This is a genomic window from Pectobacterium versatile, assembly GCF_003932035.1.
Taxonomy (GTDB): domain Bacteria; phylum Pseudomonadota; class Gammaproteobacteria; order Enterobacterales; family Enterobacteriaceae; genus Pectobacterium; species Pectobacterium versatile.
In genome coordinates, this window is sequence record NZ_CP034276.1 from 1,469,749 (window position 1) to 1,495,483 (window position 25,735).

The 25,735-nt window shown below is 53.4% G+C and carries 21 protein-coding genes; 9 read left to right on the top strand and 12 right to left on the bottom strand.

The window, feature by feature from the left end; genetic code table 11:
• Positions 1–9: 9 nt before the first annotated feature.
• From EIP93_RS06600 to EIP93_RS06615, 4 genes are read right to left on the bottom strand one after another with little or no spacing between them, the layout of a single operon-like run.
• A complete protein-coding gene (locus EIP93_RS06600; RefSeq protein WP_103941819.1) occupies positions 10–1,467 on the bottom strand; it encodes a hydrogenase 4 subunit D in 1,458 nt (485 codons plus the stop codon).
• Between the two features lie 18 nt (positions 1,468–1,485).
• Positions 1,486–2,436, bottom strand: a complete 951-nt coding sequence (locus tag EIP93_RS06605; RefSeq protein ID WP_103860176.1) for a respiratory chain complex I subunit 1 family protein — start codon at positions 2,434–2,436, stop codon at positions 1,486–1,488.
• A 10-nt stretch (positions 2,437–2,446) separates the two neighbouring features.
• Complete coding sequence (hyfB, locus tag EIP93_RS06610) at positions 2,447–4,462, bottom strand: hydrogenase 4 subunit B (RefSeq protein ID WP_125232454.1); 2,016 nt, start codon at positions 4,460–4,462, stop codon at positions 2,447–2,449.
• 2 nt (positions 4,463–4,464) lie between these two features.
• Entirely contained in the window at positions 4,465–5,085 is a 621-nt protein-coding gene (locus EIP93_RS06615; protein ID WP_105879291.1) for a 4Fe-4S dicluster domain-containing protein, read from the bottom strand.
• Between the two features lie 532 nt (positions 5,086–5,617).
• On the opposite strand from EIP93_RS06615, the gene hydN reads away from it, so the two are divergent.
• Genes hydN through hypF form a run of 3 tightly spaced genes read left to right on the top strand, consistent with a single transcriptional unit; the run spans position 5,618 to position 10,633 of the window.
• Positions 5,618–6,163 carry an electron transport protein HydN gene (gene hydN / locus EIP93_RS06620; protein WP_103860179.1) on the top strand — a complete coding sequence of 182 codons (546 nt, stop codon included), beginning with the start codon at positions 5,618–5,620 and terminating at the stop codon, positions 6,161–6,163.
• A 56-nt stretch (positions 6,164–6,219) separates the two neighbouring features.
• Positions 6,220–8,370 carry a formate dehydrogenase subunit alpha gene (fdhF, locus tag EIP93_RS06625; protein WP_125232455.1) on the top strand — a complete coding sequence of 717 codons (2,151 nt, stop codon included), beginning with the start codon at positions 6,220–6,222 and terminating at the stop codon, positions 8,368–8,370.
• Between the two features lie 25 nt (positions 8,371–8,395).
• Entirely contained in the window at positions 8,396–10,633 is a 2,238-nt protein-coding gene (hypF, locus tag EIP93_RS06630) for a carbamoyltransferase HypF (protein ID WP_125232456.1), read from the top strand.
• Between the two features lie 97 nt (positions 10,634–10,730).
• On the opposite strand, the gene EIP93_RS06635 is transcribed toward hypF, so the two are convergent.
• The 4 genes from EIP93_RS06635 to purM all read right to left on the bottom strand — a co-directional run bounded on the left by EIP93_RS06635 (position 10,731) and on the right by purM (position 15,831).
• Complete coding sequence (locus EIP93_RS06635) at positions 10,731–12,740, bottom strand: TonB-dependent siderophore receptor (RefSeq protein WP_125232457.1); 2,010 nt, start codon at positions 12,738–12,740, stop codon at positions 10,731–10,733.
• A gap of 33 nt (positions 12,741–12,773) precedes the next feature.
• Positions 12,774–13,880 (bottom strand): ABC transporter substrate-binding protein, encoded by a 1,107-nt coding sequence (locus tag EIP93_RS06640; RefSeq protein WP_040031264.1) that lies wholly within the window; start codon positions 13,878–13,880, stop codon positions 12,774–12,776.
• Positions 13,881–14,155: 275 nt separating this feature from the next.
• The gene (purN, locus tag EIP93_RS06645; RefSeq protein ID WP_040031266.1) at positions 14,156–14,794 is read right to left on the bottom strand and encodes a phosphoribosylglycinamide formyltransferase; all 639 of its coding nucleotides are present in this window, start codon (positions 14,792–14,794) and stop codon (positions 14,156–14,158) included.
• Positions 14,794–15,831, bottom strand: a complete 1,038-nt coding sequence (gene purM / locus EIP93_RS06650; RefSeq protein WP_116362240.1) for a phosphoribosylformylglycinamidine cyclo-ligase — start codon at positions 15,829–15,831, stop codon at positions 14,794–14,796. Before purM ends, purN begins: the two co-directional genes overlap by 1 nt.
• 337 nt (positions 15,832–16,168) lie before the next feature.
• On the opposite strand from purM, the gene upp reads away from it, so the two are divergent.
• The 3 genes from upp to hda all read left to right on the top strand — a co-directional run bounded on the left by upp (position 16,169) and on the right by hda (position 19,120).
• Complete coding sequence (gene upp / locus EIP93_RS06655) at positions 16,169–16,795, top strand: uracil phosphoribosyltransferase (protein WP_010307474.1); 627 nt, start codon at positions 16,169–16,171, stop codon at positions 16,793–16,795.
• 227 nt (positions 16,796–17,022) lie between these two features.
• Positions 17,023–18,312, top strand: coding sequence for a uracil permease (gene uraA / locus EIP93_RS06660; protein ID WP_039287998.1), 1,290 nt, complete (start codon positions 17,023–17,025; stop codon positions 18,310–18,312).
• Positions 18,313–18,412: 100 nt separating this feature from the next.
• Positions 18,413–19,120 (top strand): DnaA inactivator Hda, encoded by a 708-nt coding sequence (gene hda / locus EIP93_RS06665; protein WP_005976214.1) that lies wholly within the window; start codon positions 18,413–18,415, stop codon positions 19,118–19,120.
• Positions 19,121–19,163: 43 nt separating this feature from the next.
• Here hda and arsC read toward each other — a convergent pair whose 3' ends face one another.
• From arsC to EIP93_RS06685, 4 genes are all read right to left on the bottom strand, one after another.
• The gene (gene arsC / locus EIP93_RS06670; RefSeq protein ID WP_102116715.1) at positions 19,164–19,535 is read right to left on the bottom strand and encodes an arsenate reductase (glutaredoxin); all 372 of its coding nucleotides are present in this window, start codon (positions 19,533–19,535) and stop codon (positions 19,164–19,166) included.
• A gap of 14 nt (positions 19,536–19,549) precedes the next feature.
• Positions 19,550–21,013 (bottom strand): beta-barrel assembly-enhancing protease, encoded by a 1,464-nt coding sequence (bepA, locus tag EIP93_RS06675; RefSeq protein ID WP_116585994.1) that lies wholly within the window; start codon positions 21,011–21,013, stop codon positions 19,550–19,552.
• A 169-nt stretch (positions 21,014–21,182) separates the two neighbouring features.
• Positions 21,183–21,650, bottom strand: a complete 468-nt coding sequence (gene bcp / locus EIP93_RS06680; RefSeq protein ID WP_039356343.1) for a thioredoxin-dependent thiol peroxidase — start codon at positions 21,648–21,650, stop codon at positions 21,183–21,185.
• A 75-nt stretch (positions 21,651–21,725) separates the two neighbouring features.
• A complete protein-coding gene (locus tag EIP93_RS06685; RefSeq protein WP_170309993.1) occupies positions 21,726–22,277 on the bottom strand; it encodes a glycine cleavage system transcriptional repressor in 552 nt (183 codons plus the stop codon).
• Positions 22,278–22,647: 370 nt separating this feature from the next.
• Between EIP93_RS06685 and dapA the strand changes: the two genes are divergently transcribed.
• The 3 genes from dapA (at position 22,648) to purC (ending at position 25,437) form a co-directional block, all read left to right on the top strand.
• Complete coding sequence (gene dapA / locus EIP93_RS06690) at positions 22,648–23,526, top strand: 4-hydroxy-tetrahydrodipicolinate synthase (RefSeq protein ID WP_010301562.1); 879 nt, start codon at positions 22,648–22,650, stop codon at positions 23,524–23,526.
• A gap of 16 nt (positions 23,527–23,542) precedes the next feature.
• The gene (gene bamC, locus EIP93_RS06695) at positions 23,543–24,580 is read left to right on the top strand and encodes an outer membrane protein assembly factor BamC (RefSeq protein WP_095698827.1); all 1,038 of its coding nucleotides are present in this window, start codon (positions 23,543–23,545) and stop codon (positions 24,578–24,580) included.
• 143 nt (positions 24,581–24,723) lie between these two features.
• Positions 24,724–25,437 (top strand): phosphoribosylaminoimidazolesuccinocarboxamide synthase, encoded by a 714-nt coding sequence (gene purC / locus EIP93_RS06700; protein ID WP_010301568.1) that lies wholly within the window; start codon positions 24,724–24,726, stop codon positions 25,435–25,437.
• Positions 25,438–25,735: the final 298 nt, after the last annotated feature.

Consider the following 25,735-nt stretch of genomic DNA (forward strand, 5'->3'; position numbering starts at 1 on the left):
CAATCTCCCTTATCCAAGCCAGGTTACAGCGATGATGCTGGAACAGAACGACATCACGATCAGTACCAGTAGCACCAGCCGCATTGTTGTAGGCAGCGGCGAAGCCTGAACCAGTTCTTCACTGGGCTCTCCGGGGATAACCTGGCCGAACCAGTAAATAAGCCAGGCGAAGCTGGCGACAGACTCGATCAGCACCAACACCATCAACGGTGTCATTACCCAAAATTCACGTGACATGGCAAACCCTGCCGCAAAGATAGGGAATTTGCTGAAAAAGCCGTTAAGCGGTGGAACACCGGCGATGGCCAATGCTGCTATACAGAAACCGATGCCGACGACGGGCATCTTGTTGAGCACACCGCGTAGGCGCGGTAGCAGGCGAGTCCCGCAGCAGTAACTGAGTGAGCCCGCGACCAGGAAGAACAGGCTCTTTGCGAAGGCGTGGTTGAAAATGTAGGCAATCCCCCCGTCAAAGGCTTCACGAGAACCAAAGACGGAGATGGACAAGGCAAGAAAGATGTAGCCCAACTGAGTGATGGTGGACCAGGCTAGCAGGCGCTTCATGTCTTTCTGCGGCAGATACATCAGGAAACCATAGACAATGGTCAGGGTCGCCATGCCGATGCCCACCCAGCCAATCACCTGTGGAATATGTCCCGACTCAATAATGGCGCGGGCATAGATATAGACCCCGACTTTCACCATGGATGCTGCGTGCAGGTAGGCACTAATGGGGGTCGGTGCCTCCATCGCATCCGGTAGCCACGCTTGCAGCGGCAACTGGGCTGATTTGCCCCACGCCGCGAAAAGGATACCGCCGAACACCAGCAGCGCAGGGGTACCCTCAAGCTGGGACAACGCGCTCAGCGCGAAAGTGCCCGTTGAGATAAACAGCGTGGCGGCAGCAATAAACAAGCCCAGAGACGCGACGTGGGTGATCAACAGGGCTTTTAGCGCTGAACGCTGCGATTTTGCCGTCTGGTAGTAGCCAATCAGTGCCCACGAGCAGCCGCCAGTTATCTCAAAGAACAATAGCTGACCGAGGATGGTAGAGGACATCACCAGCCCGGCCATTGCGCCAATGAAGATCAACAAGAAGGCGTAATAGCGGTTAGTGCCCTCGTGTGGATGCTCGCGGTTACCTGTATTCAGGTAACCGACGGAATACAGGCTGACCAACAAACCCAGGAAGACGACAGCAAACACGATCAGCGTACTGATGCGATCGAGCGTAAAGCCAAACAGCGCCACATCGCCATAACTCAGGATGGGAAAGGTGACGGCCACTTTCCCGTGCGCCAGAAAGCCCCAGCCCAGCACGACGGTGCCAAGCGTCGCCAATAAAGCGAAAAATGTGCAGAGCCATTTCGCGTAGTGCTTCGGCGAACATGCTGTTAGCAACGCGCCAATAAACGGCAATAACAATGTTGCCAGGGCCGTATTGGTCATAAAGGATGAACTTTCCATCATGATTTTCCAGACTCCTTACAGACCGGTCAGATAAAACACAAAGGACAAGGTGGCCACACCAAATCCAACCCAGGTGACGCGGTGGGTCAGCAGGAAACGTCCGCGAGCCAAACTATTTTCAAACAGCGACGCCAGCACAAAAACCAGCAAAAGCTTGATAAGCGTCAGGATCAGGGCTAGCAGCAGAGAGCTGGCTGTCATGTCGGCGGCTTTACCAAACGGAATGAAAACCGCCAGAAATAGCGCCGCGACGACCACCTGTTTCAGCCCGATACCCCATTTCACCAGCGCCAGACCACAGCCGGAGTATTCGGTCAGCGGCCCTTCCTGCAACTCTTGCTCCGCTTCTGCTACGTCAAACGGAATTTTGCCCATCTCGATAAAACTGGCGAAACCGCAGGCCAGTAGCGCCAGCAGCGTCGCTGTCGGAGAGCTCCATGCGTCAGTGAGTGTGGCGCTGATGGTGCCGATGTTGGTGGATCCGGCGATCAGAGCGACAACCAGCAGGCCGAGAATCAGCGTCGGTTCAACCAGCACGCCCAGCGTCAGTTCGCGGCTGGCACCGATGCCGGCGAAGGTACTACCGGTATCCAGACCTGACAGCGAGAAGAAGAAGCGGAATAAAGCGAACAGATACAATAGCGTTATGATGTCGCCCGCCCCGCCAAAAGGTGACGTGCGGGTGAAGACTGGCAGGGTCATTGCGACCAGCAACATGCTGCCCAGCAAGATCCACGGCATCGCACGAAAAATGATGCCGGACTGCGCTGGGGCGACTTCCTGACGCTTGAGTAGTTTGAATATATCGCGGTAATCCTGCCAGATACCTGGGCCGCGACGTGAATGCATAAGGGCGCGGATCTGGCGGGAAATGCCGGTAAATAAAGGTGTCAGTAATAAAAGGATCCCTGCCTGTATCAGCGCAAAGATACCCATCATCAGTGACGGAGTTTCTTGCATCGTCATGATTTTTCCCTCACACCGCGACAACGAGCAGCAGCACGGTCAGCGCTGCAACGACATACAGGCAATAGAGGCGAAAATCTCCGCCCTGTAAACGCTGTAGCTGTGCGCCAATACGCCGTAGCAGGCGCACCAGCGGGTAAATGATTTGCTCATCCCAGAATGGTTCCGTGATGGTGGCCCCTTGGGTTATACCTTGTAGCGCTCTGGATAGCAGAGGCGTTGGGTCAAGCCGTTTACGCATACGATAGAGTCCCCCGAACATGGCACGCAGAGGCTGAGTAAAACCACTGGCTGAGACTGCCATCATCGGTTCCCAGGCATAACCACACGCCCACGGTTCACCGTGGCGGTGAAAAGCGGAGCGGTTGCCTTTCAGGAACAGCCAGAACAGCAGAGGGAGAACGGGTAATGCGATGAGCAAGATAAAGACGATTGCAGGGGAGAGCATCGCTTGTGTGGCCTGCGCAGGGATTAGGAGATGTCCCTGTGTCACGGCTACATCGTGTGCACCGCTGAGTGACATCGCGACCTGAGCAAGAATGGGGGCAATCTGGCTGGCTCCGAGGCCGAGCGCCACACAGCACAGTGCCAGCAACAACATGGATAACGTCATTTGCCACGGCACTTCCCGCGCCTGACTGGCTTTCTCACTGCGTGGGCCGCCGCAGAAACTGACGCCATAAACTTTGACAAAACACATCGCGGCCAATGCCCCCGTGATAGCCAACATCACGATGGCGACGGGCGCGCTTAAGCGCATTAACATATTACCGTCATGGCTCATGCTGAAGAGCGACTGATAGGTATACCATTCGCTGATAAACCCATTGAGCGGCGGTAGCGCGGAGATGGACATACAGCCAATGAGAAAAGCCAATGCGGTTTTAGGCATGAGTTTGCCGAGGCCACCCATCTTTTCCATATCGCGGGTGTGCAGGCGATAGATGACCGCACCCGCCCCTAAAAAGAGCAACCCTTTAAATACGGCGTGGTTTAGCAAGTGATAGAGCGCCCCCAGTAAACCGAGCGTCGCTAACACCGTGTTCTGAGTGGCGATGCCCACCATTCCGACACCAACGCCTATCAGGATGATCCCGATGTTTTCAACTGTATGCCAGGCCAGCAGGCGCTTAATATCGTGCTCAGCCAGCGCATACAACACACCCAGTACGGAGGAAACGGAACCAAACGCCAGCACCACAATGCCCCACCACAGCTGTTGAGCCGCCAGCAGATCGATACCCACTTTGATGATGCCAAAGATGCCAATTTTGACCATTACGCCGGACATTAACGCGGAGGCGTGAGAGGGGGCGGCGGGGTGGGCACGTGGCAGCCAACTGTGTAGCGGCAGCATTCCCGCTTTGGCACCGAACCCCAAAAAGGCCAGCAGGAAAACAACCGAAGAAAGCGTAGGGGAGAGTGACAACTGGCGGAACGCCGTAAAGTCCAGGCTGCCACTTTCCCTCCACATCAGGAAGAACGCGATCATAATCAGCACGGAACCCGCGTGGGCGATAAAGAAGTAGAGTAGCCCTGCGCTGACAGATTCACGGTCCTGTTCAGAAATAACTAAAAACCAGGAAGCAAGTGACATGGCTTCAAACAGGATGATGAAGTAGAACGCGTTATCCATCACAACTAAGCCAACCATGGAAGCGATGAAGAGATTCATAAAACATCCCATGCTGCCGGCCCCTCTTCCTGCATATTCCCGAACATAGGCGATGGAGTAGAGCGAACATACGGTAACCAGCAGCGAGATGACCGACACCATGAACGCGGCGAGCATATCGAGGCGTACGGTAAAGGCAGCGAAGGGGAATAGACCCGGTGTGGCGTAGAGCTGAACCTGTCCGTTCAACAGGACAGGAACGGCGCTGAATAGCCCTAACACGCCCCCGCAGATGGCGGTAATGGCTGCGATAAGGATCGAGGCGTTTTCCTTACGGGCCACCAGCAGGGATAACGTTGCACCGACAAGATAAAAGATCGCCGACCACAAAAGTAACTGAAGTGAATCCATGATTATTTATCCCCTTCCTGTCGCGTAGCGATGAAACCCAGTTCATGCGGGGATGACATCAGGGTTTTCAGGCGCCTTGACTGACTGTTAGTGCTGATGGATTGGTTATCCACCAGATGAATGGATTTCGTCGGACAGACTCGGACACATTCAGGGCCCACATCCTGAAAACTGCATAGGTCGCACTTCACCGCGATGGCACGCACACCCGCATTCCAGGCGAGAAAGGGGTTGGTATTAGGGGCACTACCAGGAACGTCACGCAGCAGTTCCTCAGGAATGACGTTTTGCAACTGGGCTGGAGTATTCACCGGTGTGCTACCGGAAGGGGTAATGGCACCGAAGGGGCAAACCAACCCACAGAGTTTACAGCCGATACACAGGCTTTCATTCAGCACGATAGCCGCATTTTCGTGGGTGATAGCATTGACTGGGCAGACGCGGGCACAAGGTGCATCCTCGCACTGGCGACACATCATTGGGGCGGTTTTATCCCCCGTTTTCACCACGGTTAGTCGGGGAAGCACCTGTAACCCCTGCGCCTTATGTACTGACGTACATCCGGCCATGCAGGTGTTGCACCCTATACACAGTTCGGGGTCCGCAATAACAAAGCGGTTCATGTTCAGTCCTCAGTTCAGACGACGGAAAGTAAATTATCACCTGAACTACATGCATAATTCATGCCAATTTTTATCTTATTGTAATTAAAGGAATTAATTTTTTTCATGGGAAAAATATGACGAGTGTCGATCGTCATATCCCTCGATTTCGTCATTTTTGCCGACGCAAGAGACGGTGGGAGAAGGGGAATACCTCACTGGCAGTGGGCAGAGTCGTAGCATGGTTTTTCTGTCACCGGAACGGGCAGAAAAGCGCGGTAAACATGGGGATAATTAAACGCAGCCTGACAAGCATCAACGTTTTCACACTCGGGTCATGAATAATCACATTGATTATAGGGTTATTGGCAGCGTGAACGGGGTGTACCCATTATTCGTATTCTTACTGATGACATCGTCATAAGTGTCGATGATCTCGAGAGTTAACAGGACTTTTTTAATAAAATAATTAAAAAACAATTGGTTATGATTTGGCGCGTTTTGTGCATGTTTGGCGGGGTACGATAAAAATAACCCCTAGTCGGAGAATATGATGAACCGTTTCGTCATTGTTGATTCGAGCAAATGTATAGGCTGTCGCACGTGCGAAGTGGCCTGTGTCGTGTCGCATCAGGAGGCGCAGGATTGTGCTTCTCTGACCCCAGAAAATTTTTTACCTCGCATTCACGTCATTAAAGGGGCAAACGTCTCAACGGCGGTGATGTGTCGCCAATGTGAAGATGCACCCTGTGCCAATGTTTGTCCGAACGGGGCGATTGTCCGCGAAAAAAATTTCATGCATGTCCTACAGGCGCGTTGTATCGGCTGTAAAACCTGTGTTGTTGCTTGCCCTTATGGCGTCATGGAAGTGGTTTCCCGTCCGGTAACAAAGAAAAGCCTCACGGGGGAGCCTTTCCTGTCACACAAGGTCGAGGCCAATAAATGTGACCTTTGTGAGGGTCATGCGGAAGGTCCTGCATGTATTCGCGTTTGCCCGACCAACGCAATTGTCTGTATCGACAGGGATAAATTGGACCATATGAGCGCTGAAAAACGCCGTCGTGCCGCGCTTAGTTCGATTGACACTCTGAATTTCTGACGATGCCTGCATCCGGTCAGGTCCGAATTCTTTCACTTTTAACAGGCCTGTTACTAATGAAAAAAATTACCAGCGTATGTCCGTACTGCGGTGCGGGTTGCAAACTCAAACTCGTTGTTGAAGGCAATAAAATTATCCGTGCCGAAGCGGCTGACGGCGTCACTAACCAGAATGAACTGTGTCTGAAAGGATATTATGGGTGGGATTTTCTCAATGACACTCAACTGCTGACGCCTCGCCTGACACAGCCTATGATCCGTTATGAAAAAGGCGGGAAACTGACACCCGTTTCCTGGGATGTTGCTATCCGTTACACCGCGCAACGGTTGAGTGAAATTAAAGAAAAATATGGCCCACGTTCGATAATGACGACAGGCTCCTCCCGCGGTACGGGAAATGAAACAAACTACGTAATGCAGAAATTTGCCCGTGCGGTGCTCAACACCAATAACGTGGACTGCTGTGCGCGAGTTTGCCACGGTCCTTCGGTCGCAGGGCTTCAGGAAGTGCTGGGCAATGGCGCGATGAGTAATTCCATCGGTGATATCGAAAATTCCAAGTGCCTGCTGATCTTTGGCTATAACAGCGCGGATTCGCACCCGATTGTGGCTCGCCGTGTGGTAAAAGCCCGCCAGAATGGGGCCAAAATTATCGTTTGCGATCCACGCCGTATTGAGGCGGCGCGCATTGCCGATCAACATCTCCAACTGAATAATGGCTGCAACATGGCGCTGGTGAATGCGTTTGGCTATGTTCTGCTGGAAGAGCGACTTTACAACCAAAACTATGTCGATCGCTTTACCGAAGGGTTAGAAGCCTATCGTGACATCGTCAAGGATTATGCGCCGGAAGCGGTCGAACATCTTACTGGTGTACCGGCAGCAGAAGTGCGTCAGGCCATGAGAACTTTTGCTGCAGCACCGTCTGCCACCATTATGTGGGGGATGGGGGTCACTCAATTCGGTCAGGCTGTTGATGTTGTACGTGAGCTTGCAGGTTTGGCTCTGTTGACGGGCAATTTGGGCCGTGAAAATGTGGGCGTTGGCCCGGTACGAGGCCAGAACAATGTTCAGGGTGCTTGCGACATGGGCGTATTGCCAAATATGTTCCCTGGCTACCAGTCTGTTACCGATCCTGATACGCGTGCGAAGTTCGCCGCGGCTTGGGGCATTTCCCCTGCGGTGATGGATGATCAAATCGGAACCCGCATCACCGAGGTGCCACATCTGGCGCTGGAAGGTAAAATCAAAGCCTATTACATCATGGGTGAAGATCCATTACAGACTGAAGCCGATCTTGGTCTGGTCCGTAAGGGGATTGAAGCGCTGGATTTATTGGTGGTTCAGGACATCTTCATGACGAAAACGGCGGAAGTGGCGGATGTGCTGCTGCCTGCAACGTCTTGGGGTGAGCATGGGGGCGTCTTCACCTGCGCGGATCGCGGTTTCCAACGCTTTGAAAAAGCGATTGAGCCAAAGGGCGATGTAAAGCGCGACTGGGAAATCATTAGCCTGATTGCTAGTGCAATGGGTTACCCGATGCATTACGAAGATAACCAGCAGATCTGGGACGAAATGCGCAGCCTGTGTCCACTGTTCTATGGTGTCACCTACGAAAAAATGGGGGAACTGGGTCATATTCAGTGGCCGTGCCCGACGTTGGAACACCCAGGAACGCCGTACCTGTATCAGGGAAATCACTTCGACACGCCGAGCGGCAAAGGCAAGCTGTTTGCCACGCAGTGGCGCGCGCCAGCGGAAGTGCCGGATGAGAAATACCCGCTGGTACTGTGTACCGTCCGTGAAGTGGGCCACTATTCCTGTCGTTCTATGACGGGGAACTGTGCTGCGCTACAAGCGTTGGCAGATGAACCGGGATGCGTACAGATGAACCCGGAAGACGCGAACCAACTGGGAATTAAAGATAAAGAGTTAGTCTGGGTCAGTTCACGTCGCGGGAAGGTGATTAGCCGCGCGGATGTCAGTGAGCGTATTAATCGAGGGACGATCTACATGACCTATCAGTGGTGGATCGGTGCCTGTAATGAACTCACTCAGGACAATTTGGATCCGATATCCAAAACGCCAGAAACCAAGTATTGTGCGGCGAAGGTGGATGTGATTGACGATCAACGCTGGGCTGAAAATTTTGTCATTAATTCTTATAGCGACATGAAAGCCCGCCTGCGCGCTGCTGTGGCGCATTAAGGCAATAAGGAACCAGTGAGGCGCAATGGATAAGACAGGTGTGGTGCTGACGATTCGGGGGAAAGTACAGGGGGTCGGTTTTCGTCCCTGGATCTGGCAACTGGCGAAACAGATGCACCTGTATGGCGATGTCTGTAATGATGGTGCAGGCGTACAGATTCGCCTGATATCAGCACCGCAAACGTTTATTCATGCGCTTCACACGCAGTGTCCGCCGTTGGCGCGGATTGATGCAATGGAGCAGTCTGCTATGTGCTGGGAGACGTTACCAACGACGTTTACCATTCGCCACAGCAGCGGCGGCACCATGAATACCCAGATAGCGCCGGATGCGGCGACTTGCCCGTCTTGCCTTGCGGAGATGAACGATCCGTCGCAGCGTCGCTATCGCTATCCCTTCATTAACTGCACCCACTGTGGGCCACGGTTTACCATTATTCACGCCATGCCTTATGACCGACCACTGACGGTAATGGCGGAATTTCCGCTTTGTCCGGACTGTGATGCGGAGTATCGCGATCCTGGCGATCGGCGTTTTCATGCTCAGCCAGTGGCCTGCCCCGCGTGCGGCCCACACCTTTTCTGGCAGTCAGCCAATCAATGTTGCGAGGGAGAAGATGCCCTTCAGGCTGCGGTGTTGATGCTGAAGAAGGGGGGGATTGTGGCAATTAAGGGCGTTGGTGGGTTTCATCTGGCCTGCGATGCCCAAAATGATGCTGCCGTCCGGCTGTTACGTTTACGCAAACACCGCCCTATGAAACCGTTGGCGGTGATGTTGACGGACGCCAGTTGCCTGCCTGAATCGACCGCGGAATACTTGGGTAACTCAGCCGCTCCGATTGTTTTGGTAGACAAGCGAATCATCGGATCGCTTAGCGAAGCGATTGCCCCCGGCCTGAATGACGTTGGAGTGATGTTACCGTCTAACCCGCTACAGCATGTGCTAATGCAGGATATCGGGCGTCCATTGGTGATGACTTCTGGAAATCTCAATGGGCGCCCTCCGGCTCTCACCAATGAACAGGCGTTGTTGGAACTGGTTGATATCGCCGACGGTTGGTTGATGCACAACCGAGGTATTACGCAGCGCATGGACGATTCGCTGCTGGATAGCGACGGCGTGATGATACGACGCGCCAGAGGATATGTACCGGATGCGATTGCTTTGCCGCCGGGCTTCAAGAATATTCCGCCAATGGTGTGTCTGGGAGCCGATCTGAAAAACACGTTCTGTCTGGTACGTGGCGAGAGTGCGGTATTGAGCCAGCATCTGGGCGATTTAAGCGATGACGGCGTGGAGGCGCAGTGGCAACGCGCGTTGGATCTGATGTGTCGGGTTTATGACTTCAGGCCTCAACAGGTGGTAGTGGATGCCCATCCCCGTTATCACTCGCTCCGGCTGGGGCAGCAGATGGGCTTACCGTGCCATCAGGTTTTGCACCACCACGCCCATATCGCCGCCTGTCTGGCCGAGCATGGCTGGCCGCTGGATGGCGGGCCGGTTATCGGCCTGGCGCTTGATGGGATTGGAATGGGGGCACAAGGTGAGCTTTGGGGCGGGGAGTGCCTGAAAGTGGACTACCGCACCTGTGAGAAATTGGGCGGACTACCGTCTGTCGCGCTGCCGGGGGGCGATCTGGCTGCGCAGCAACCGTGGCGTAACCTGCTCGCGCACTGTCTGGCTTTTGTTCCTGACTGGGAGGTGCTGCCGGAAACGGAGAGTATTCGCCGCCATTCCTGGGAGCCTCTGGCTAAAGCGGTCATGCGGGGGATCAATGCGCCCACCGCGTCATCCGCCGGACGGCTGTTTGATGCCGCCGCCGCCGCACTGGGGTGTGCGGCTGAGCGGCAAAGCTATGAGAGCGAAGCCGCAGGACGGCTGGAAGCGATGGCGATGCGGGCTGGTGAGGTTGAACACCCGGTGACGCTGCCCTGCGTGGAGGGCCAATTGGACATGGCGACATTTTGGCAGCAATGGCTGAACTGGCGCGCAGAGCCTGATGCCCGAGCATGGGCATTCCATGATGCGTTGGCCTCAGGGCTAGCTTCTTTGGTACGCCATCATCTACAACAGCGGAATATCAATACCGTCGCCTGTGCTGGCGGTGTGTTCCACAATCGGCTGTTACGCCAGTTGCTGGTGTCCCGTTTTGACGGCATTAACGTGCTGTTACCCAAGCGGTTGCCTGCTGGCGATGGTTCAATTTCTTTGGGGCAGGCCGTGATCGCTGCTGCACAGTTACAGGCGGCGACTGAAGCGTAAACGGGCGGTGATTTTCCCGCTTGTGCACTATTTTTTCTTAGTGTGATATCGGGAAAAGAAGGTAACCCGGTGCCTTGCGACACCGGGTTAAAGGACATCAGAAATCGACGCTGGCGCGCAGCACCACCTGACGCGGTTCACCGACGGCAACACGTAGATTGTTACCGCTGGATGGATAATAGGTCTGGTCGAACAGGTTCTTCACGTTGAGCTGCCATTTCACCTTGTAGCCGTTGAGCGGAAGACTATAGGCAATAAACGCGTCGGCGACGGTGTAATCATCCAGATAGAAGGTGTTTGCTGCATCGCCTGCGCGGCGGCTGACGTAGCGTGCGCCTGCACCAGCACGAAGATTGTCACCGGTGGCCATTCCAATATTACCGAAGTCCTGTGTCAGGAACAGCGAGGCGGTATGGCGAGCAGCGTTAGGCATGCGTTTACCGGTGTTTTCTGGATCAGCGGTGACACGTGCGTCGGTGTAGGCATAAGAACCAATCAGGCTTAGTGAATCCGTGAGGCTGCCTGCCAGATCGAGTTCAACCCCCTGTGAACGCACTTTACCCGCTGTGCGGTAAAGATTGTCGTCGACCTTCACCATCACGTTTTGCTTTTCAATATCGAACAAGGCCACATTACCAGTAATACGATTGGGCAGATCCAGCTTGGCTCCGATTTCGTAAGACTTACCAATTTCCGGCGGAAGGGCCCCGATATTATTGGCAATATTACTGTTGGGCTTAAATGATCCGCTGTAGCTGGCATAGAGTGATGAATACGATGTCAGGCTGTAGATAATGCCCGCACGCGGCACAACGCGGTGGTATGAACTGTCCGTATTGGTGAGGAAAGGACGTCCTTTACCTGCCATGACATCGAACGTGTCATAACGTAGACCACCCAGCAACTGCCAGCGATCGTTAAGCCGGATAGCATCCTGCATAAAGAGCGCTTTGCTGTCGATATTCTCGCGCTGGTCGCTGTCCTTTGCGTTGACGGCGATAGAGGCAGGCAACTGGCCGTATACTGGGTTATAGATGTTGAATCCTGAAGTCGCGGTGCCGCGCATCATATCGCCACGGAATGTCCTATCCGCTTCATAATCAAACCCAAACAGCAACTGGTGGTTGATTCGGCCCCAGTCAATGTCGCCGTTCAGCGTTAGCTGGACGATTTGTGCCTGACTATGTGCGTAACCCGTAGCGTCTGGCTGGCGCGTCAGGACACCCGTGTTGGCATTGTACTTTGTGGCGCGCGCCTGATTGTCGCTGTACCGGTTGCGGTTGTACGAGTAGGTCAGGCTGCTTTTCCAGCGGTCATTCAAATTGCGGTCAACCTGCATGGTGACGCTGTCCTGATCGCCGCGTGTCGCATTGTAGCTTTCATCAAAGCGGCGATCGCGTGGCGTATTCACCGGTTTGCCCGTTTTCGGATCGATAATGGTGCCGCGATCGAAAGGCGTCAGATATTCCATATGCTCGTAGGCCACACGCACGGTGGTGTCTTCGCCGTACCACATTAATGACGGCGCAATTGTCGTCTGGCGGTTACGCCCGAAGTTGCGCCAGTAGTCGGTTTCATCGTGATCGACCACCATGCGGTAAGCCAGACCGGACGTGCCTAACGGGCCGGTGACATCCAACTGCCCACCACCACCTTTGAAGCTGCTTCCCCAGCCTTCAATGTGCGTTTTCTGTACCAGTTCGGGCTTCTTGCTGATGATATTGATGACGCCGCCGGGTTCACCCATACCGTAGAGCATGGAGGCTGGGCCTTTCAGTACTTCGACGCGGTCGCTGCTGGGGGTAAAGTTGCGTGCCTGAATGGAGCGTACGCCATCACGAAAGATCGAACCGTCGCGGTTATCACCGAAGCCGCGTTTGATGATGGCATCCTGTGTGCCGCCTAGCGTATTAGATTGGGTGATACCGCTGACGTTATACAGCGCTTCATCAATGTTGCGTACCGCACGATCTTCAAGCACCTGCGTGGGGACAACGTTAACTGCCTGTGGGACATCCAGCAGACGGCTTTCAGTGCGGGTGCCGGTCACGGTTTTATGCGGCTGATAGCCGATCTCTTTTCCTGCCTGAGCGCCAGGAGTGGCCAGCCGTGGCGTAACGTGGTTTTTTCTATAGCAAACTTATTCATGCGAAATCTGACTCCAATAAATCCCTGAAAATTCAATCGGTAAAAACTGCTGATAGAGTTGTTGTAGTGTCTGTTGCGGATCGATATCGGCAAACCGATCTGGATAGAGCGCCTTGGCAAACATCTCGACCATGACGACGTGGTACGGGCTGAGATAGAAGTTGTGCCACATGCTCCAGGCGTGACCGGTTTGTACGGCTCGCAGGTGAGACAAAATGGGTTCCTGACGAATAAGTGTGTCGAAGCTCTCTTTTGCTTGTGCAGCGTTAACCAGCGGTCCGAGCATCAGACTAGAGAAGCGCTTGCCATCAGGCCCGGCCATACCGGTGGCGATGTAAACATCGGGATTGGCGGCCAGCACGCGCTCCGGGCTCAGTTCTCCGTAGACGCTGTTGATGGTGCCGCTAGCAATATTCTCGCCGCCAGCGAAAGTCAGCAGATCGCCAAGGCTGCCGCCGACCGCCGTGGTGCAACAGGTGTCCCGTCTGCCCAGATGCAGATGCAACATAACCGTCGGTTTCTTGCCGTGGTATTGCGCGATGCGTTGGCGAATCACATCCATATGCTGCTGATAGAAATCGCTGAAAGCGGTCGCGCGCTGGGGTTGATTCAGCACCTCACCGAGCAGACGAATGCTGGGCAACGTGTTGTTAAGCAGGTCGATACGCAGATCGACATAAATAAACGGGATCCCTGCACGGGTCAGTGTTTGTTGCAGGAGATCTTCATTGGTCGCGTTTTTTGCCAGCCGTGGAAGAATGACTAGATCGGGTTTTAACGGCAGCAGCATTTCTGCATTCATCGCTTGCAAACTGCCGTTACCTAACTGTGGGATCTGGTTCAGCTGTGGGAATTTTTCGGTATAACGCGACCAGCTCTGTGCATCGTAGCGTGCCATATCTCCCGGCCAACCGACGACATGCTTTGCCGGATTATCGGGCTGGAGCAACGCCAGCGTATACAGCATGCGGCTCTCGCCCAGAATGATGCGCTGGGGACTGTCTGGGATCTCCACCTGTCGGCCTAAAAGATCAGTGACGGTTTTTGCCTGCAAGAGCGGGCTGAGAAAAAGCAGGCAAAGCAGTAAGACGGTACGCATGATGGAGTTCACAAAATTTAAGATGGGGAAAGATAATCATTGGTATTTTCATTTTCAACCGATGAAGAGTGCGTGTAATGCTGGTTGATAAAAATATTCTTTCTTATCTGAGCCTTATAGATTTTTTCGTAAAGATTAGTAAATATTTAAAGCGCAGGAAGGGAGAGGGAAAAGGTGATGAGTAATGAATGGGTGTGGAAGGAAGACGTAATAAAGAGTAAGGCTCCGCAGGGGAGCCTTACTACTATGACGAGGTGATAGATACGACGAACTCACTACTCGGCAGCATAGCCCTGTGGCGGAATGCGAACGCTGTCCAGCCAGGCTTCATTATCACGCATCACCAGTCTGCCGTTCAGGAACCAGTTGATGACCATCGGATAAATCGTGTGCTCGTGCGTCTTCACGCGCTCGCTCAGGCTTTCTTCCGTGTCGTCACTAAATACAGGCACCTTCGCTTGCAGAATCAGTGGGCCGCCATCCAATTCATCGGTGACGAAATGAACAGACGTCCCATGTTCCCGATCGCCATTTTCCAGCGCCTTGCGGTGTGTATGCAGGCCGGGATATTTGGGCAGCAGAGAAGGATGAATGTTCAGCATTTTGCCTGCAAACTGGGCAACAAATTCCGGGCTAAGAATCCGCATGTAGCCTGCTAAGATCACCAGCGCGGGTTCATATTGCTCAATTTCGTTTGCCAGTGCGGCATCAAATGCAGCACGGTCGGCAAAGTCTTCAGGGTTCAGGACGCACGTAGGAATATTCGCATTCTGTGCGCGTTCTAGCCCGTAAGCCTCCGCATTATTACTGAATACGGCGACGATCTTTCCTTTAAGGCGTCCGTTCTTACAGGCGTCAATTAACGCCTGCAAGTTGCTTCCATGACCTGAAATCAGAACAACGATGTTTTTCATCAGTTAATAACCACTGCGTCTCCGGCATCGGTTTGAGTAATGACGCCGATTTTCCATGCGTTTTCGCCGCTGCTGTTCAGTAATGCAACGGCCTCGTCTGCCTGGTCGGCTGGCAGTGCGATGATCATACCAACACCACAGTTGAAAGTACGATACATTTCGTGGCGGCTGACATTACCGGCCTGTTGCAGCCAGTTGAAAACAGCAGGCCATTGCCAGCTGGATCCGTCGATTGTCGCCTGCATACCTTCTGGCAGCACGCGTGGGATATTTTCCCAGAAGCCACCACCGGTCAGGTGAGAAATCGCGTGGACATCAACTTTCTCAATCAGGGAAAGTATGGATTTCACGTAGATTTTGGTTGGGGCCAGCAGGTGGTCGGCCAGCGATTTGCCTTCCAGCTCGAACTGCTCTGGATCGGTCTTGCTGACTTCAAGCACTTTGCGCACCAGCGAATAGCCGTTTGAGTGCGGGCCGCTAGAAGCGAGGGCAACCAGAACATCGCCGTTCTGCACTTTGCTGCCATCAATAATTTCTGATTTTTCTACCACACCGACGCAGAAGCCAGCAACGTCGTAGTCTTCGCCGTGATACATACCCGGCATTTCGGCGGTTTCGCCACCGACCAGCGCACAGCCTGATTGCTTACAGCCTTCCGCGATACCGGTAATCACGCTGGCAGCGGTGTCGACATCCAGCTTGCCTGTGGCGTAGTAGTCGAGGAAGAACAGCGGCTCAGCGCCCTGAACGACCAGATCGTTCACGCACATCGCAACCAAGTCGATACCAATGGTATCGTGGCGTTTCAGGTCCATCGCCAGGCGCAGTTTGGTGCCGACTCCGTCAGTGCCGGAAACCAGAATCGGTTCGCGGTATTTTTGCGGTAAGGCGCACAAGGCACCGAAACCACCCAATCCACCCATAACTTCCGGGCGACGGGTCTGTTTCACTACACCTTTGATACGGTCTACCAATGCATTACCCGCATCGATATCCACGCCTGCGTCTTTATAGCTGAGAGAGGTTTTGTCGGTCACTGCTGAGTCCCCACGAAGGTTACGGGTCGTATTCAGAAAACACGGTATTTAGAAAACATACTGTGGTAAAAATAATGCGCGCTAATTCTAACAGTGTAGGCAATCGTTTGCGAGTGATGAGTCATCGGCTGGCTATTTTTCGTTAATGGCGACAATTTCTCTCCTCGGTTGATCTGGATCAGGCTTAATCATATGGCACTAAGTAAAAAAGGCGGTATAATCCCGCGATTTTTTTTACGACGGGCTCTTGTGCCCGCCGCCCTGCGGGCCGCCGCAAGCGGTGTTTAAAAACGCGCTTGGCGTTTTTGTCCGTCCACTAGCCGATGGGGAGATAATGATGAAGATCGTCGAGGTGAAACACCCACTCGTCAAACACAAACTGGGTTTGATGCGTGAGAACGATATTAGTACGAAGCGTTTTCGTGAGCTGGCTTCCGAAGTGGGAAGTTTGCTGACTTACGAAGCGACGGCTGACCTGGCAACCGAAAAAGTCACCATTGATGGCTGGTGCGGTCCGGTTGAAGTCGATCAGATCAAAGGCAAGAAAATTACCGTCGTACCGATTCTGCGTGCAGGATTGGGGATGATGGACGGCGTGCTGGAAAATGTGCCTAGCGCGCGTATCAGCGTTGTCGGCATCTACCGTGATGAAGAGACGCTAGAGCCTGTTCCTTATTTCCAGAAGCTGGTTTCCAATATCGAAGAGCGCATGGCGCTGGTGGTTGACCCTATGCTGGCAACCGGTGGCTCAATGATCGCGACGATCGATCTGCTGAAAAAAGCGGGTTGTCACAGCATTAAGGTGCTGGTGTTGGTCGCTGCGCCAGAAGGGATTGCCGCACTGGAAAAAGCCCACCCCGATGTCGAGCTTTACACGGCATCCATCGATAAAGGCCTCAACGAGCAGGGTTACATCATGCCGGGCCTCGGTGATGCGGGCGATAAAATATTTGGTACGAAATAACAGGTAAGCCGACTTATAGTCGGCTTTTTTTTGGCGCAAACCTAAGTATTTCCTATGGCGCGCCAGAGCCTGTGTTTCGTCACACGCGGTGCTTTATTACATCAGCAGTCAACATCATCCTGCTTCACTACGGTGGGCTGGATGAGTTTGGCTGTCATAAGAGGTGCGGGTATACCTGCACACATAAATAGCAACACTAGATAACAACACTACAGAGGATATTGAAGATGACTCGTCGCGCCATCGGGGTAAGTGAACGACCACCCTTGTTACAAACCATCCCGTTGAGTTTCCAGCATCTGTTCGCGATGTTTGGCGCTACCGTTCTGGTACCCATTCTGTTCAAGATCAATCCAGCCACCGTACTGTTATTCAACGGTGTGGGGACGCTGCTTTATTTATTCATATGTAAGGGCAAAATCCCAGCGTATTTAGGATCGAGCTTCGCGTTTATTTCCCCAGTTTTACTGCTGTTGCCGCTGGGGTATGAAGTCGCACTGGGTGGTTTTATTATGTGCGGCGTGTTGTTCTGTCTGGTGGCGCTGATTGTTAAGAAAGCGGGCACCGGCTGGCTGAATGTGCTGTTCCCGCCTGCGGCGATGGGGGCGATTGTCGCCGTTATCGGTCTTGAACTGGCGGGTGTCGCGGCAGGAATGGCCGGGTTGCTGCCTGCCGATGGCGCTTCTGTCGATTCCACCGCGGTGACGATTTCACTGGCGACGCTGGCGATCACCATTCTGGGTTCGGTGCTGTTTCGCGGCTTCCTGGCGATTATCCCGATTCTGATCGGGGTACTCGCTGGCTATGCGCTGTCGTTCGCGCTGGGTGTGGTCGATTTAACCCCGATTCGTGAAGCGCACTGGTTCGCGATGCCAACATTCTATACGCCACGCTTTGAGTGGTTTGCCATTCTGGCGATTCTGCCTGCGGCACTGGTGGTGATTGCGGAACACGTTGGCCACCTGGTGGTGACGGCGAATATCGTGAAGAAAGACTTGATGCGTGAGCCGGGGCTGCACCGCTCCATGTTCGCCAACGGGATTTCTACCGTGCTGTCCGGCTTCTTTGGTTCTACGCCGAACACGACCTACGGCGAAAATATCGGCGTGCTGGCGATTACCAAAGTGTACAGCACCTGGGTGATCGGCGGTGCAGCGATCCTCGCGATTCTGCTCTCCTGTGTGGGCAAACTGGCCGCGGCGATTCAGGCTGTACCGGTTCCGGTTATGGGCGGCGTGTCGCTGCTGCTGTACGGCGTAATTGGTGCGTCCGGTATTCGTGTGCTGATTGAATCCAAAGTGGATTACAACAAAGCACAAAACCTGATCCTGACCTCCGTGATTCTGATCATCGGCGTCAGTGGCGCGAAAGTGCATCTGGGCTCGACCGAACTGAAAGGCATGGCGCTGGCGACGGTTGTCGGTATCGGCATGAGTCTGGTGTTTAAGGTCATCAGCCTGTTCCGCAAAGAGGAAGAGATCCTCGATGCGCCGGAAGAGAACGACGCCCGTTCATAACCGCGTCATTCTCCCCTGTTGAGGCCGTGCGTATCGCGTCCTCAACAGGGGCCGGTTTCTGTGATAAACTCGATCCGATTTCCTGCCCGTTTTGCTTGAGGTGATTCTGAACACGCCGGCACAGCTTTCATTGCCACTCTACTTACCCGATGACGAAACATTTGCCAGTTTCTATCCGGGTGAAAACGCGTCTCTTCTTGCCGCCGTCAATAATGCTTTGTATCAAGAGCATGGTAGCTATATCTATTTCTGGTCACGCGAAGGGGGCGGGCGCAGCCATCTGCTGCATGCCGCCTGCGCCGAATTGTCGCGTCAGGAACGTGCGGTGGGCTATGTGCCGCTGGATAAACGTGCCTACTTTGTACCGGATGTGCTGGAAGGGATGGAGCAACTGGCGCTGGTGTGCATCGATAACATCGAATCTATCGCGGGCGATGAAGAGTGGGAAATGGCGGTGTTTAATCTGTATAACCGCATTCAGGAAACAGGGCGTGCTCGGCTGTTGATTACTGGCGATCGTCCGCCGCGTCAGCTGAATTTACGTCTGCCCGATCTGGCTTCTCGTCTCGATTGGGGACAAATCTACAAGCTACAGCCGCTGTCGGATGACGAAAAAGGGGAAGCGCTACAGCTGCGTGCCAGACTGCGCGGGTTCGAATTGCCGGAAGACGTCAGCCGTTTTCTGCTTAAGCGCCTGGATCGCGAAATGCGCACGTTATTTATGACGCTCGATCAGCTTGACCACGCTTCCATCACCGCCCAGCGCAAACTGACCATTCCTTTTGTGAAAGAGATCCTCGGACTGTAATTGACGATCGTAATTAACGATCGTCGTTGAGGATCGCTTCCGGCTACAGTATTTCCAGCACCTGCTCTGGCGGACGGCCGATTCGAGCCTGACCTTGTGCCACGACGATGGGGCGCTCGATGAGCTTCGGATTATCGATCATCGCCTGAATCAGCTGCGCTTCCGTTAGTGCGGCGTCGGACAGCCCCAACTGCTGATAAATTTCTTCTTTGGTTCTCATCAATTCGCGTGCGCTAGTAAAGCCCAACTGCTTGATCAACTGAGACAGTGTCGCGGCATCGGGCGGCGTGTCGAGATAGAGCACGACGTCAGGCGTAATATTGTGTTCTTGCAACAGCGCCAGCGTTTCACGGCTCTTGGAGCAGCGTGGGTTGTGGTAAATCGTCACGGATGTTTTGGTTGGAGACGGTGTCATCGTCATGCTCCTTATCAGGATTTCTGGTACTGACGGAAGCGCTGCTGCAACTGGCGGAGCTGGTCGATTCGGGCGTCGTAACGCGCCTGTTCCAGACTCCCCAATTTAACCAGTGAACTCGCGTTGCTCAGTAACCGAATAGATTGATCGAGCTGACCGTTGAGGGCCAGACTTTCCGCTCGCGCGGCCAGTTCTTCTGCCCGCTGTCCTTGTGCAGCAGCGGCTTGTGCCAGCAGATCCCAGCCGTTCGAATCGTCAGGGTGTGCGTAGGTGTAGCGATACAGTATTTTGCTGGCGGCAGCAGGCTGTTTCCCTTCCACATAAGCATTCGCCAGATTAAGCTGAAGTACTGGGTTCGCCTGCATTCCGGGCACGTTTTGTAAGCGGGCGATAGCCTGCGTCGCGCGGTTTTGTCCCAAATCGATGTCCGTCATCATATCCAGAAACCACGGATTTTCAGGCGCGCTGCTTAGCAGCGGTTGCAGCACATTACGTGCTTCATCGTACTTCTTTGCCTGATAAAGCTGGATTGCGCGGCCATACTTCGCAGCTAGCTGCTCCCGCACGTTGCCTTTTTCCCACTGCTCCAGCAGATCGTTGCTCAGCGGACGCTCCGGTGAGCCATACATACCAAAGGTGCGTATTTTGGCGAACAGGAAATCCTGAGAGGACTGTACTGGCGTTGAACGCATCTGGTTGGCACGGTTGCGGGCATCGGACAGGCGGCTTTCCGGCAAGGGGTGAGTCAGCAACATTTCCGGCGGTCTGGACGCATAGCGTGATTGATCCGCCAGCTTCTGTAGGAAATTCGGCATGGCCTGTGGATCAAAGCCCGCGCGCTGCAACACCTGAATACCGATGCGGTCTGCTTCCTGTTCATTTGACTGCGTGAACGTAATCATGCCCTGCTGCGCGCCCGCCAGCGTACCGCTGAGCGCCGCCATCCCCAACTGCGGGTTGGCCATCGCCAGCAGAATAGAACCGAGAGCGCCAACCCAGGTGAGCGGGGCGCTACGCTGCTGCGATTCCATGCTGCGCGCCAGATGGCGCTGGGTAACGTGAGAGATTTCATGCGCTAGCACCGAGGCCAGCTCGCTTTCGCTGTCGGCATAGCGGAACAGCGCGGAATGCAGCACCACGTTGCCGCCGAAGAAGGCGAAGGCATTGATGTCGTCATTGCGGATCAGGTAAAAATGGAACGGCGTACGCACAGAATCAGCCTGTTTGACCAATCTGTTGCCGAGCTGATTAATATAATTGGATAACAGCGGATCGTTGATAAGCGGCGCACCGGCCCGCAGCTGGCGGACGTAAAAATCGCCCATCGCCAGCTCCTGATTGATACTGAGCGTACCGCCTGCGGTGGTGCCGATATCCGGCAGCCGATCCTGCGTGTCGGCCTGAGCAGGAGGCAGGTTGCCAGCCAGTAATGCCCCAAACAGGACGGACATGACCGTTTTTCTTAACCGAATAGACATAACGGAAGATAACCTTATCAACAGCTAACATGAAAACATTCTGCTGACTATCTTAGCCAGCGATGGCAGACAAAGAAATGCCCGAGCGGGAAAAACGTGGAGAAGAGAGCAATGGTAGGGAAAAACCGGCACGTATGACGGTGCCGGTGGAAAATCTGAAAGCAGTGAATCAGGCGCTTTTCAGATAATCGAGAACGATGTCGTGGTGGTTGCTGGTTTTGAAGTCGTCAAACACCTTCTCCACCTTGCCGTTTTCATCGATCAGGAAGCTGATGCGATGAATACCGTCATAGGTTTTCCCCATGAAGGTTTTTTCTCCCCAAACACCAAATCCTTCTGAAACCTGATGATCCTCATCAGAAAGCAGCGTGAAATTTAAGACTTCTTTCTCGACAAAGCGGGACAGTTTTTCTGATTTGTCCGTGCTAATACCGAGAACTTCAACGCCATGTTTTTTCAAATCGTCCATATTATCGCGCAGGCCGCAAGCCTGAACGGTGCATCCTGGCGTCATCGCTTTAGGGTAGAAATACACCAACACTTTCTGTCCCTGGAAGTCGGTTAAATTTACTTGTTCGCCATCTTGGTCGGGCAAGCTAAATTTCGGTGCAATATCACCGGCTTTCAGTGTGTTCATCACGACTCTCCGTCTTGTTTCTCTTCATGCTGTGGATATACCCATGCTATTTGCAATAATAATGGCAACGTTATGCTATTGGGCATAGTTAACGACGCTAATACTGCCTTGTGCGTGCAATTCTGTACATAGCTGATGAAAGGCTGGCTCAATAATTTCGCTATCAAGCGTGGCCGAACTGTGTGCGGCAATCTGAATATACAGCTGCGGCGGCTTGTCACCTTCGGCGGGCTGGGTTTTTGAAACCAGCTCAGCAATGTTTAACTGGTGAGAATCGAACAAATCGGTAAAACGCTCGATGATGTGAGGGGAGTCGGCAACGTCAACCTTCACCCAGACAGTTGAGGGCGTCGGCTGGCTGGCCTGTGACTCCGTTCGTTTCATCACGATCAGCAAATCCATCTCTGCGCCTTTCAGCGGCAGGGTCGATTCAATCAGCGTTATCGCGTTCCAACTGCCGGACAGCAGCATAATGAAAGTGAACTCTTTGCCCAGCATAGCAAGACGGCTATCTTCGATGTTGCAGCCACAGCTACTGACGTGGCGGGTAATCGCATTGACAATACCGGGGCGATCAACCCCCAGCGCGGTAATAACCAGATAGTGTTCTTGTGAGCTTGGCAACATCGTGCTTCCTGTCTTTTTTCCCATTAATCACATGGTAAACATAAAAAATTGCCTGGAGCAATTTTTAACGCCGCTTGCGGCGGCCCGAAGGGTGGCGGGCAGGGATAGCCCGCCATAAAAAACTGGAGCAATTTTTAACGCCGCTTGCGGCGGCCCGAAGGGTGGCGGACAGGGATAGTCCGCCATAAAAAACGGGAGCAATTTTAGCGATCCTTGTCAGCCTATTTCCCCAAAACATCAGAAGCATTTTTAATTTCGTTTACTGCGTCATAAAAAAACCTGCGTCAGGCGCCTACAACGCCCTTGTCCGCTTGCTTTTGCATAGAAGTCAAAAGTACCATGAAGCACTTGTTTGTGGAGGGGATGGCCAATGTTTACGGGAAGTATTGTTGCGCTAGTTACGCCGATGGACGCCAAAGGCGCCGTCGATCGGGCGAGCTTGAAAAAACTGATTGATTATCATGTCGCTAGCGGTACATCGGCGATTGTCTCTGTCGGCACGACGGGGGAATCCGCCACGCTGAGCCACGACGAGCATGGCGATGTCGTGCTGCTGACGCTGGAACTGAGCGACGGACGTATTCCTGTCATCGCGGGAACCGGTGCGAATGCTACTGCTGAAGGCGTTTCACTGACTAAACGCTTTCATGGCACTGGCGTTGTTGGCTGCCTGACGGTCACACCGTACTACAATAAACCGACGCAGGAAGGCCTGTACCAGCACTTCAAAGCGATTGCCGAGCATACCGATCTGCCGCAAATCCTGTATAACGTACCTTCCCGCACCGGTTGCGACATGCTGCCGGAAACTGTGGCCCGTTTGTCCGAAGTGAAAAATATTGTCGCAATTAAAGAAGCGACGGGGAACTTAAGTCGGGTAAGCCAGATCCAAGAGCTGGTTAGTGAAGACTTCATTTTGCTGAGCGGCGATGACGCCAGCGGTCTGGACTTTATGCAACTCGGCGGTAAAGGTGTGATTTCCGTAACGGCGAACATTGCTGCGCGCGAAATGGCGGAACTTTGCAAGCTGGCGGCGCAGGGCAATTTTGTCGAAGCGCGTCGTTTAAATCAGCGCCTGATGCCACTGCATCAGAAATTATTTGTTGAACCCAATCCTATTCCGGTGAAGTGGGCCTGTAAGGAATTGGGACTCATGGCGACCGATACGCTGCGCCTGCCGATGACACCGCTGACCGATTCCGGTCGTACGGTGATGGGGCAAGCACTTAAGCAAGCGGGTTTGCTGTAATCGTTAGGGAGATTTAATGAGTTATTCATTACAAAAGTCGATGGTGGCGAAAGTTGTTGGCATATCACTCGTGATGTTGCTTGCGGCTTGTTCCAGCGATCAGCGCTATAAACGTCAGGTTAGTGGCGATGAATCCTATCTGAAGGCATCGGCGCTGCACGCGCTGAATACGCCTGCCGGGATGATTTTACCGGTGCAGAACGGGGATTATGATATACCGCCAGTGACCCTGAATGGTGCGGTCGGCAAGGAGCTGGATATTCGTCCTCCTGTGCAGCCATTGGCTTTGTTGAATGGTTCCCGCACCCAGATCTCAGGAGATACGGCAACGCTGTTGTTAGAAAACAGTGCGCAAAACAGCCAGCTCTGGTCTCAGGTTATTCGCGTGTTGCAAGACAAAGCATTCACCATTGCCAGCCGTCAGGATGCCAGCCAAACGCTGACGACCGACTGGATCTCATGGCCGCGTGAAGATGAAGACGTCCCGTATCAAGGGCGTTATCAGATCTCCGTGCAGCAGCAGGGGTATCAGGTCGCACTGGTCGTGAAACTGCTGGGATTACAGCTGAACGGTCAGCCGGTGACGGCGGGCGATCAGGCTCAGCGCTACACCGGCTTGATGCTGAATGCGCTTAGCAATGGTCTGGATTCTCAAGCAACCGCACGCGAAAACGCACTGGCAAACCGCACCATCGGTTCGCTGGATGTGCAGAGTGGGGCGGATGACACTGGCTTGCCACTGCTGATTGTGCGCGGCCCGTATACCGTTGTGTGGGATCGTCTGCCTGTCGCATTGGACAAGATCGGCATGAAGGTTAACGATCGCAGCCGTCCGCAGGGCTCTGTCTCCGTGACGTATCGTGCGCCGAGCGGCGGAACCTGGGATGATCTGGGCGCGAAAAATCCTGAACTGCCTAACGGAGATTACAAATTGCAGGTCGGCGATTTAGACAACCGCAGCAGTCTGCAATTTATCGACTCCAAAGGGCATACGCTAACCCAGTCTCAGAATGATGCACTGGTGGCAGTATTCCAGGCGGCGTTCAGTAAATAACGCATAAACCAAGGGTCGGATTATCCGGCCCTTCTTCATTCAACAATCTCTACCCGAATTGACGGGTGCTATCGGCAACCGTTCGGGGAAGCGTTAAATATCGGGTCGTACTTGTTGACCCTCACTGTGTGGAGTAATTAAAGATGCAAAAGCTAGCTGAGCTGTATCGTGGAAAGGCGAAAACCGTCTACACCACCGAAGATCCCGATCTACTGGTGCTGGAGTTCCGCAATGATACATCAGCAGGAGACGGTGCACGCATTGAGCAGTTTGACCGTAAAGGGATGGTGAATAACAAATTCAACCATTTCATCATGAGCAAACTGGAAGAAGCTGGAATCCCAACCCAAATGGTGAGCCTGCTGTCTGACAATGAAGTGCTGGTGAAAAAGCTGGAGATGGTGCCGGTCGAGTGTGTCGTGCGCAACCGTGCGGCGGGATCGCTGGTAAAACGTCTGGGTATCGAAGAAGGCATCGAGCTGAACCCGCCGTTGTTCGATCTGTTCCTGAAAAACGATGAAATGCATGACCCGATGGTGAACGAATCTTACTGCAAGACGTTCGGCTGGGTGAATGAAGAGAATCTGGCTCGCATGAAAGAGCTGAGCTACAAGGCGAACGACGTGCTGAGCAAACTGTTTGGCGACGCCGGGCTGATTCTGGTCGATTTCAAGCTTGAGTTTGGTCTGTTCAAAGGTGAAGTCGTGCTGGGTGATGAGTTCTCACCAGACGGTAGCCGCCTGTGGGACAAAGAAACGCTGAACAAAATGGATAAAGACCGTTTCCGTCAGAGCCTCGGTGGCTTGATTGAAGCGTATGAAGAAGTTGCGCACCGTATCGGCGTAAAATTAGACTAACTGCGCAATCGTTTACGTTTAATACGCGGAGCTAATGATGCTCCGCGTATATTGGTGAGAGGATGCTTCTAAAGCTGAGGTGACCCAGTTTAAAATATGTGGGTAAACACTTTGGATAATCTTACTTCGTTGCGATCCTTGATGTGCCACAGATAAAAAGTATCGCTTTTCCCCGCAGGCTTTTTCCACACTTCGGAATCACCAAATCGTTTGATTTCTTTCTCGTAGCCGAGTTTTTTAAGATAGTCCCGCAACGGGGCCAGGGCCGGATCACACTTTGTTAAAAAATTGAACTATT

Coding starts and splice junctions, on each gene's coding strand:
- EIP93_RS06600 (WP_103941819.1), bottom strand. CDS start 1,467: ATGGAAAGTTCATCCTTTATGACCAATACGGCCCTGGCAACATTGTTA.
- EIP93_RS06605 (WP_103860176.1), bottom strand. CDS start 2,436: ATGACGATGCAAGAAACTCCGTCACTGATGATGGGTATCTTTGCGCTG.
- hyfB (WP_125232454.1), bottom strand. CDS start 4,462: ATGGATTCACTTCAGTTACTTTTGTGGTCGGCGATCTTTTATCTTGTC.
- EIP93_RS06615 (WP_105879291.1), bottom strand. CDS start 5,085: ATGAACCGCTTTGTTATTGCGGACCCCGAACTGTGTATAGGGTGCAAC.
- hydN (WP_103860179.1), top strand. CDS start 5,618: ATGAACCGTTTCGTCATTGTTGATTCGAGCAAATGTATAGGCTGTCGC.
- fdhF (WP_125232455.1), top strand. CDS start 6,220: ATGAAAAAAATTACCAGCGTATGTCCGTACTGCGGTGCGGGTTGCAAA.
- hypF (WP_125232456.1), top strand. CDS start 8,396: ATGGATAAGACAGGTGTGGTGCTGACGATTCGGGGGAAAGTACAGGGG.
- EIP93_RS06640 (WP_040031264.1), bottom strand. CDS start 13,880: ATGCGTACCGTCTTACTGCTTTGCCTGCTTTTTCTCAGCCCGCTCTTG.
- purN (WP_040031266.1), bottom strand. CDS start 14,794: ATGAAAAACATCGTTGTTCTGATTTCAGGTCATGGAAGCAACTTGCAG.
- upp (WP_010307474.1), top strand. CDS start 16,169: ATGAAGATCGTCGAGGTGAAACACCCACTCGTCAAACACAAACTGGGT.
- uraA (WP_039287998.1), top strand. CDS start 17,023: ATGACTCGTCGCGCCATCGGGGTAAGTGAACGACCACCCTTGTTACAA.
- arsC (WP_102116715.1), bottom strand. CDS start 19,535: ATGACACCGTCTCCAACCAAAACATCCGTGACGATTTACCACAACCCA.
- bepA (WP_116585994.1), bottom strand. CDS start 21,013: ATGTCTATTCGGTTAAGAAAAACGGTCATGTCCGTCCTGTTTGGGGCA.
- bcp (WP_039356343.1), bottom strand. CDS start 21,650: ATGAACACACTGAAAGCCGGTGATATTGCACCGAAATTTAGCTTGCCC.
- EIP93_RS06685 (WP_170309993.1), bottom strand. CDS start 22,277: ATGTTGCCAAGCTCACAAGAACACTATCTGGTTATTACCGCGCTGGGG.
- dapA (WP_010301562.1), top strand. CDS start 22,648: ATGTTTACGGGAAGTATTGTTGCGCTAGTTACGCCGATGGACGCCAAA.
- bamC (WP_095698827.1), top strand. CDS start 23,543: ATGAGTTATTCATTACAAAAGTCGATGGTGGCGAAAGTTGTTGGCATA.
- purC (WP_010301568.1), top strand. CDS start 24,724: ATGCAAAAGCTAGCTGAGCTGTATCGTGGAAAGGCGAAAACCGTCTAC.